Source organism: Microcoleus sp. SVA1B4 (assembly GCF_036700545.1).
In the GTDB taxonomy this organism is placed as follows: domain Bacteria; phylum Cyanobacteriota; class Cyanobacteriia; order Cyanobacteriales; family Microcoleaceae; genus Microcoleus.
Genome location: NZ_JAUBPB010000126.1, coordinates 1 through 5,708, shown reverse-complemented (window position 1 = coordinate 5,708; position 5,708 = coordinate 1). Strand labels below are relative to the sequence as shown.

General features: G+C 52.6%; 8 protein-coding genes. 6 read left to right on the top strand and 2 right to left on the bottom strand.

All coding sequences use genetic code 11. From position 1 onward, the window contains the following. Window positions 1-1,193, top strand: a 1,193-nt coding sequence (locus tag QT987_RS29230; protein ID WP_333246953.1) for an HTH domain-containing protein, incomplete at its 5' end; no start/stop codon positions are given. A gap of 154 nt (window positions 1,194-1,347) precedes the next feature. Here QT987_RS29230 and QT987_RS29225 read toward each other — a convergent pair. Together QT987_RS29225 and QT987_RS29220 are read right to left on the bottom strand one after the other, a co-directional pair. Continuing rightward, complete coding sequence (locus tag QT987_RS29225; RefSeq protein WP_332962583.1) at window positions 1,348-1,716, bottom strand: hypothetical protein; 369 nt, start codon at window positions 1,714-1,716, stop codon at window positions 1,348-1,350. Window positions 1,717-2,558: 842 nt separating this feature from the next. Then, on the bottom strand, window positions 2,559-2,987 hold the full coding sequence (locus QT987_RS29220) for a hypothetical protein (RefSeq protein ID WP_333101137.1): 429 nt from the start codon (window positions 2,985-2,987) through the stop codon (window positions 2,559-2,561). 258 nt (window positions 2,988-3,245) lie between these two features. Here QT987_RS29220 and QT987_RS29215 point away from each other — a divergent pair, with 258 nt between their 5' ends. The 5 genes from QT987_RS29215 to QT987_RS29195 all read left to right on the top strand — a co-directional run. Then, the gene (locus tag QT987_RS29215) at window positions 3,246-3,923 is read left to right on the top strand and encodes a recombinase family protein (RefSeq protein ID WP_332962585.1); all 678 of its coding nucleotides are present in this window, start codon (window positions 3,246-3,248) and stop codon (window positions 3,921-3,923) included. Further along, on the top strand, window positions 3,920-4,393 hold the full coding sequence (locus tag QT987_RS29210; RefSeq protein WP_332962586.1) for a helix-turn-helix domain-containing protein: 474 nt from the start codon (window positions 3,920-3,922) through the stop codon (window positions 4,391-4,393). The genes QT987_RS29215 and QT987_RS29210 overlap by 4 nt, the downstream gene beginning before the upstream one ends. A 354-nt stretch (window positions 4,394-4,747) precedes the next feature. After that, window positions 4,748-4,948 (top strand): MerR family transcriptional regulator, encoded by a 201-nt coding sequence (locus tag QT987_RS29205; RefSeq protein ID WP_332962587.1) that lies wholly within the window; start codon window positions 4,748-4,750, stop codon window positions 4,946-4,948. Beyond that, window positions 4,945-5,184: a hypothetical protein gene (locus QT987_RS29200; RefSeq protein WP_332962588.1), complete on the top strand. Its 240-nt coding sequence runs from the start codon at window positions 4,945-4,947 to the stop codon at window positions 5,182-5,184. The genes QT987_RS29205 and QT987_RS29200 overlap by 4 nt, the downstream gene beginning before the upstream one ends. Further along, window positions 5,181-5,708: hypothetical protein (locus tag QT987_RS29195; RefSeq protein ID WP_333246951.1), on the top strand; the 528-nt coding region annotated here is incomplete at its 3' end. The genes QT987_RS29200 and QT987_RS29195, both read left to right, overlap by 4 nt.

Here is a 5,708-nt window from a genome sequence, read left to right as displayed (position 1 = left end):
CAACCAGCGCGGAAGGGTTAACCATTCAGCAGATACTAGAGCTACTCAGAGACGGAACCAGGCCACAAAAACCAACAAAGCAGAAACTAGACCTGGACCAGCTCGCTGGAGAATCAGTCCCTATCGGATTCAGAAGTGACCGCCTATGCCTGATCGCTGGGCTGGCTCTCAGGCAAGGCTTGAGCTACCTGGACTTTAAAACATTGATTCTCAGGCACCCACAAGGACCAGGCGAGAAGATCAAAGACAGAAGCCCAAAACAGCAGGACAACTACCTAAAAGATGTTTGGAACTACGTCAGCAGTGATCGAGCTACCCTCCCGAGATTGAAACCTGGACCCGCTGACGCGGGGGGGGTTTTTAAAAAAAGATCTTTTGGGGAAACCTGGACCAAGCACGTCCTTTCGTGCCCTGACGTACAGAAATCGGGAAAAAACCTCTACGCTGCCATTCTCGAAATTGAAAGACTCTCAAAGCTCAACCACGGCCACTCCTTCCACCTGAGTAAAAGAAGCCTGGCCGAAGCTATTGGATGCTCAGACACAGCCGCCCGCAACTGCATTACAAAGCTCTGTGAACTTGGACACATTCAGAAAGTAGTAAATGGCAGTCAAAAAACAGCCTCAATCTACAGGCTGAAAGTGTCTCAAAAAGTGACCACTCAACCCCTGGAAGGGGGAGGGGGGTGTACAGAAAGAGTGGTCACCTATTGCGACAAATGCTCGCATGATTCACTCTCTGGCCGGAACGGGTTAAAAAGGTACTGGCTGATTCTTGATCCTTCAGAACCTCTCACGGCAGCCGAACTAGCACCCTTGGCAAAACGCACTCGCCAAAGTGTTTACAAAGGCCTGGCCCAGCTTGAAGCTCTTGGGCTCATCGCCAAGAAAGGTAAAGGCTACGTCAGGATCGAGGACGAAGCCGCCCACCTTAGAGCCGCTCAAATGCGTGGAAGTCTTGGCCGCGGTGAACACCGAAAGCTGATCCACGCTCTGCAGAGAGAAGGCTGGAAGCTGGAGAAGCAAAGGAGAATTGATGCCAGGAACAATGAAGCCAAACGGCAGAAGCTGAAAGACCAGGCCAAGTATCAGCATGGCACCAGCCAGGCCGAGCGGAACCGAACAAAATCGGACCACCTACAGGTTCAAAATCGGACTGCCGGCCACGGTGTTTCTAGACCGTTGCAAGTGTGATGGCACCTGTAAGGAGTCCAGAATCTGGTCAAAGACGCCTAGAACTGGCTCTGAGGGGCAATGCGTGCCATCTCTCGTGCCTCGCCATCCCTCATGCATAAAATCGCGCGCGTCGGTCAAAAACTAAAAGTTTCCCCTTAAAAGTGTCTAGAACTTAACGGGTTCCCTTTCGATAGTAAACCGTTGCGTCAGTCCCTTCGCCAATTCTCAAGCCGCCGCCAGGTAGAAACTCATATTCAAACACTACTGATCGTTCACTTTTGATATAGATGAAGCCAGGGCGAGGCAACTCCCATTTAAAATCTCGGATAACAGTAGAGTTACTCAAGAAGGTCCCCTCACCTGAAGACTTTAAAATGATTCCTGATGTTTGATTACCAGCAGTCATCTCCCAGTCACCAGAAAGGGCATTACGATCAAATGTCATAGTGATGTTTGGCCAAAGCAGAAAAAGAGCAACCCCTACAATAACGGTTAACCCTGAAAGGCCCCAAGCCCAAGCAGACGAACGCTTTTGAGGCATGGCGTAGATTCCCCCGGGATTCGCGTACGGGTCCGGCTGATATCCGGGCATGGGTTGAACTGGCATCGCCACAGTCTGATTTGGCGGCACGAATTGAGTTCTAAAGACGTGCCCACAAGGACAAGCCTGAGCGTTCAGTTGGTGCTGGCTCTGGCACTTCGGACACAGCTTTATTCCGGCTGGATTCACCTCTTGATTCTAGTCTTAAACCTGCCACCCGTCAATAAGTGACCCTCACGGGGACCACACTGAGAGTCCATCTACGAAAACTTTCCCCTTAAAAGGCGATTTGAGCCAGGTAAGGTGCGACCGTGAGGCATCTATCACGCTCTGCCCTACTGATCGCCTTAATAGGCTCGACTATCGCAGTCGTTCCCCAGGCTCTCACCAACAAGCCACAGACACAGACGGTTTATGTCACCAGGACAGGCGACAAGTACCACAAAGACAGGTGCCGCTATCTCTCACGAAGCAAGCGACCCCTGGAGCTGGCTGAAGCCAAAAGAAGGGGGTACGACCCCTGTAAGGTCTGCCGTCCCCCTCGCTGATGCTAAGAAAGTTTTAGTGAATGAACCTCCCTATAAACTCGACTATTCCAAGGACATCGCTTAAGAAGCCAATCCCTTCATATATAGCGCACAGCCAAGGTAGAACCTTCACAAAGAAGGCAGAAACGATAGATCTTCTAGAGCGTTTAGGCTCGTTTTTATTAACATGGTTTTTCTCCATACTGATTGTTTCTGAATCAAGATCAAAAGCACCTTGCTGATGCCTTCACTTTTTTTCAGTTCCAACCATGTATAGAGGTCTACCCCCAGAAATCAGGGGGAAAGTTTTAGAAGCTATTGGCTCTCTTTTGTGTAGTCAAGCACGATAAACGTAGGCTCACCCTTGGCGTCCTTTCGTGCCCATTCTCGGAGTTCCTCCAGAGAGGCTGACTCGACCCACAAAGCAGTACGTCCCTTAGATGCCGCCTCCAGTTCCTTCAGAGCCGACAGCGAAAGCATAGAGAGATCAATCTGCGGGGGTTCATTCTCTTCGACCACGTAGGGCAGGGCATATTTACCGAGAAGATCCACCAGCCGCACCAGCTCACCCGTGGACATGGAATCTCGAAATAGTCGCAGTTTGAGTTTCTGAATCCCAACCTCAAAGCACTCGACCAGCTCTAACCGCAGCTCATCCTTGATCCTGCCGCCGCCTTTGTTGCCTGGGTTCCCAACCTTCAGCCGTCCCCCGTTTCGCCCTGACTGGGTCGCGGTGTTTCTCACGGTGTTTCCTCTCATGCTCCTACCTTTGGACGTTGTAAAAGCCGCCCTGGACTGCAGAAGGCTCTGGACAGTATGACCAGCCATATTGACCAGGGTGGACATGAATGATGACCAGACAAAATTGACCAGGCTACAGGTTCAAAATTGGACAGGTGCGCAACGAAAACTGTACACGCTAAAAAGCACTCTGACTAGACAAAATAAGAAAGTGACCAGGGACCGTATACATGAGACGAACGTTTCGTGTATAGTCTTGTTATGCCCAGGGCACGAAAGACGAAGACCAGCCAGAGAGAGACCAAGCACGTTATCGGCTACGTCCGGGTCTCGACTGACCAGCAGGTTGATTCTGGTGCAGGCCTGGCCAGTCAGAAAGCCGCCATCATCGCCGAGTGTGAAAGGAACGGCTGGCACCTGGCCGAGCTGATCGAGGACGGTGGAATCTCTGGAAAGACTCTCAACCGCCCTGGACTGCAGAAGGCTCTGGACCTGCTGAACAAAGGGGAGGCTGATGTACTGATGGCCGCCAAGCTCGACCGCCTCAGCCGATCGGTAAAAGACGTTTGCCAGGTAGGGGACATGGCCCAGCACTACGGCTGGAATCTCAGCCTCTTGGATGCCCGGCTAGACACAACCACCCCTCATGGCAGAGCACAACTCAGCATGATGGCCACCTTTGCCCAGCTTGAGCGAGAGTTGATCGGACTCAGAACCCGCGAGGGACTGGCCGAGAAGAAAGCCCAGGGTGTTATTCTCGGAGCCAGGCCAATGATTGAAAGCGATACCGAGGACCTGATTCTAAGCCTCAGAGCCGAAGGAAAGGGGATGCTGGCCATCGCCAACGAATTGAACGTCCGGAACGTGCCAACCGCCAAGGGTGGGACCTGGCACGCCTCTACGGTCCGTGTGGTCCTGCAGAGAAGGGAGGCCGCATGAATGAGACTCTATCGCTGGCTGAAGCAATCAAGGCCGCTGGAGTCTCAGAGAAGACTCTACGCCGTTGGATCAAGTCAGGCCGCCTGGCCGCCGAGCTGATCGAGGGACCCAAGGGGAAGGAATACCGGGTAACCGCCGAGGATCTTGAGCGCGCATCAAAAGCCACCCCTAAAAAGGCCGTCTCAGAGCCGATACCAGCCGCTGAAGGCACGAAGCTCGACACCGGGGACCTGGCAACCCTGAAGGCTCTGGCAGAGGCACAAATGGCCATGATCGAGGAGCTACGGCACGAAGTCCAACAGCTCAGGCCGCTGGCACATGAAGTCCGGAACCTTGCGGACCAAAACCACGATTTAACAGCCCAGCTCAGTCAACTGCAGGACCGAGTAATCAAGGCTCTACCAGCTCCAGAGCCGAAATCGAACCTTTGGGAGAAGCTGACGAAGTGGACCAAAGTCAGAAAGTCCTGATCTATACATGGTTAATTCTACAGACCACTGGCATCTCAGCCAAGCAGGGATATCCTTGAGTTCAAATCAAGCGAATTCATGCTACCAAACAAAAGGCAATGATGCCTTTACCTAGTGGTCTTCGTCTGGATTCGTTGAACAGCATTAAAAGCAAAACCGCCCCATGTCTTGCCGGACATGAAGGCGGTCCAAAACTGAATCTCAACCCCCAAAAGGATCGGACTGCAGCGCTCTCTACTAGCAGGACGATTCTAACCCAGGAAAAAGCATCTGTCAAGAGAACTTTACTTTTTCAGGGAGGAAGGGGCAACGAGGCGAGTGAGGAAATGCAGCTAATGCAAGCAGAGACACCTCATGACATCCGTAACTTCATACAACATCGCAGAAGCTGCAAAGCTTTTGCACGTCACCCCTCAAACACTTCTCAACTGGAAAGAACGAGGCTGGATCTGGACCGAAAAGCTGCCAAATGGCAGATACCTCGTCCCCAGCTCTGAGATTGAGAGACTCACCAAAACCCAGCCCACTCAGGCCGTAGGAGGCCCGGAGAAGTGAGGCACCCACAACTTAATAAACAAGCGCAGGAGGCTATCTCAGAAGCCGCTTACCAGCTCGCCACCTGCCAAGAAAACGACGATCAAGGGGGAATCAGATCCACCCTGGCAATCCTCCAAGCCATCGCCAACGTCGGCACCAAAGCCACCCGCGAGGAAATCAGAGCCGAGCTGGCCGCCTATGCCATCCCCCTTTCTGCCCTGCAGATCGGCACCGAGGAGGGACTGGACCTGTGAGCATCGCCGAGATCCTGACCAGGCCGCCACAGCTTGAGGAATCAGAAGCCATCGCCACAAAAGAGCTAGCCGTAGTCATCTCCCGTGACAAACAGTTCTATGACCTGAACCCTGATAACAAGAAAACAGGCCAACGCTGGCTCAACACTTGGGACCCACAAAAAGACGCTGGCTTCATCCTGCCAAACCTTGATTTTGTTGCCGCCGACTTCGACACAGAAGATGGCCTGGACAAAGCCTTTGCCCTAAAAAGAAAGCTAAGGTTCCCCTCAGCAGTGATGCACTCAGGCGGGGGACCAGGGAAAGCGCATCTCTGGGTTAGAGTTGAAACAAAAGCCCAACGCCTTCACTGTGAAAATCTGATTAAAGAGATAGGTGGACCCTCAGCAGTCAGAACCCAAGGAATCAGGCCGCCTGGTGCCCTTCATCGCTCTGGACAGACTCGCTCAACCAGCGCGGAAGGGTTAACCATTCAGCAGATACTAGAGCTACTCAGAGACGGAACCAGGCCACAAAAACCAACA

Bases quoted from the DNA above. Each gene is read 5' to 3' on its own strand.
- QT987_RS29215 (WP_332962585.1), top strand. From the start codon at position 3,246: ATGCCCAGGGCACGAAAGACGAAGACCAGCCAGAGAGAGACCAAGCAC.
- QT987_RS29225 (WP_332962583.1), bottom strand. From the start codon at position 1,716: ATGCCTCAAAAGCGTTCGTCTGCTTGGGCTTGGGGCCTTTCAGGGTTA.
- QT987_RS29205 (WP_332962587.1), top strand. From the start codon at position 4,748: ATGACATCCGTAACTTCATACAACATCGCAGAAGCTGCAAAGCTTTTG.
- QT987_RS29210 (WP_332962586.1), top strand. From the start codon at position 3,920: ATGAATGAGACTCTATCGCTGGCTGAAGCAATCAAGGCCGCTGGAGTC.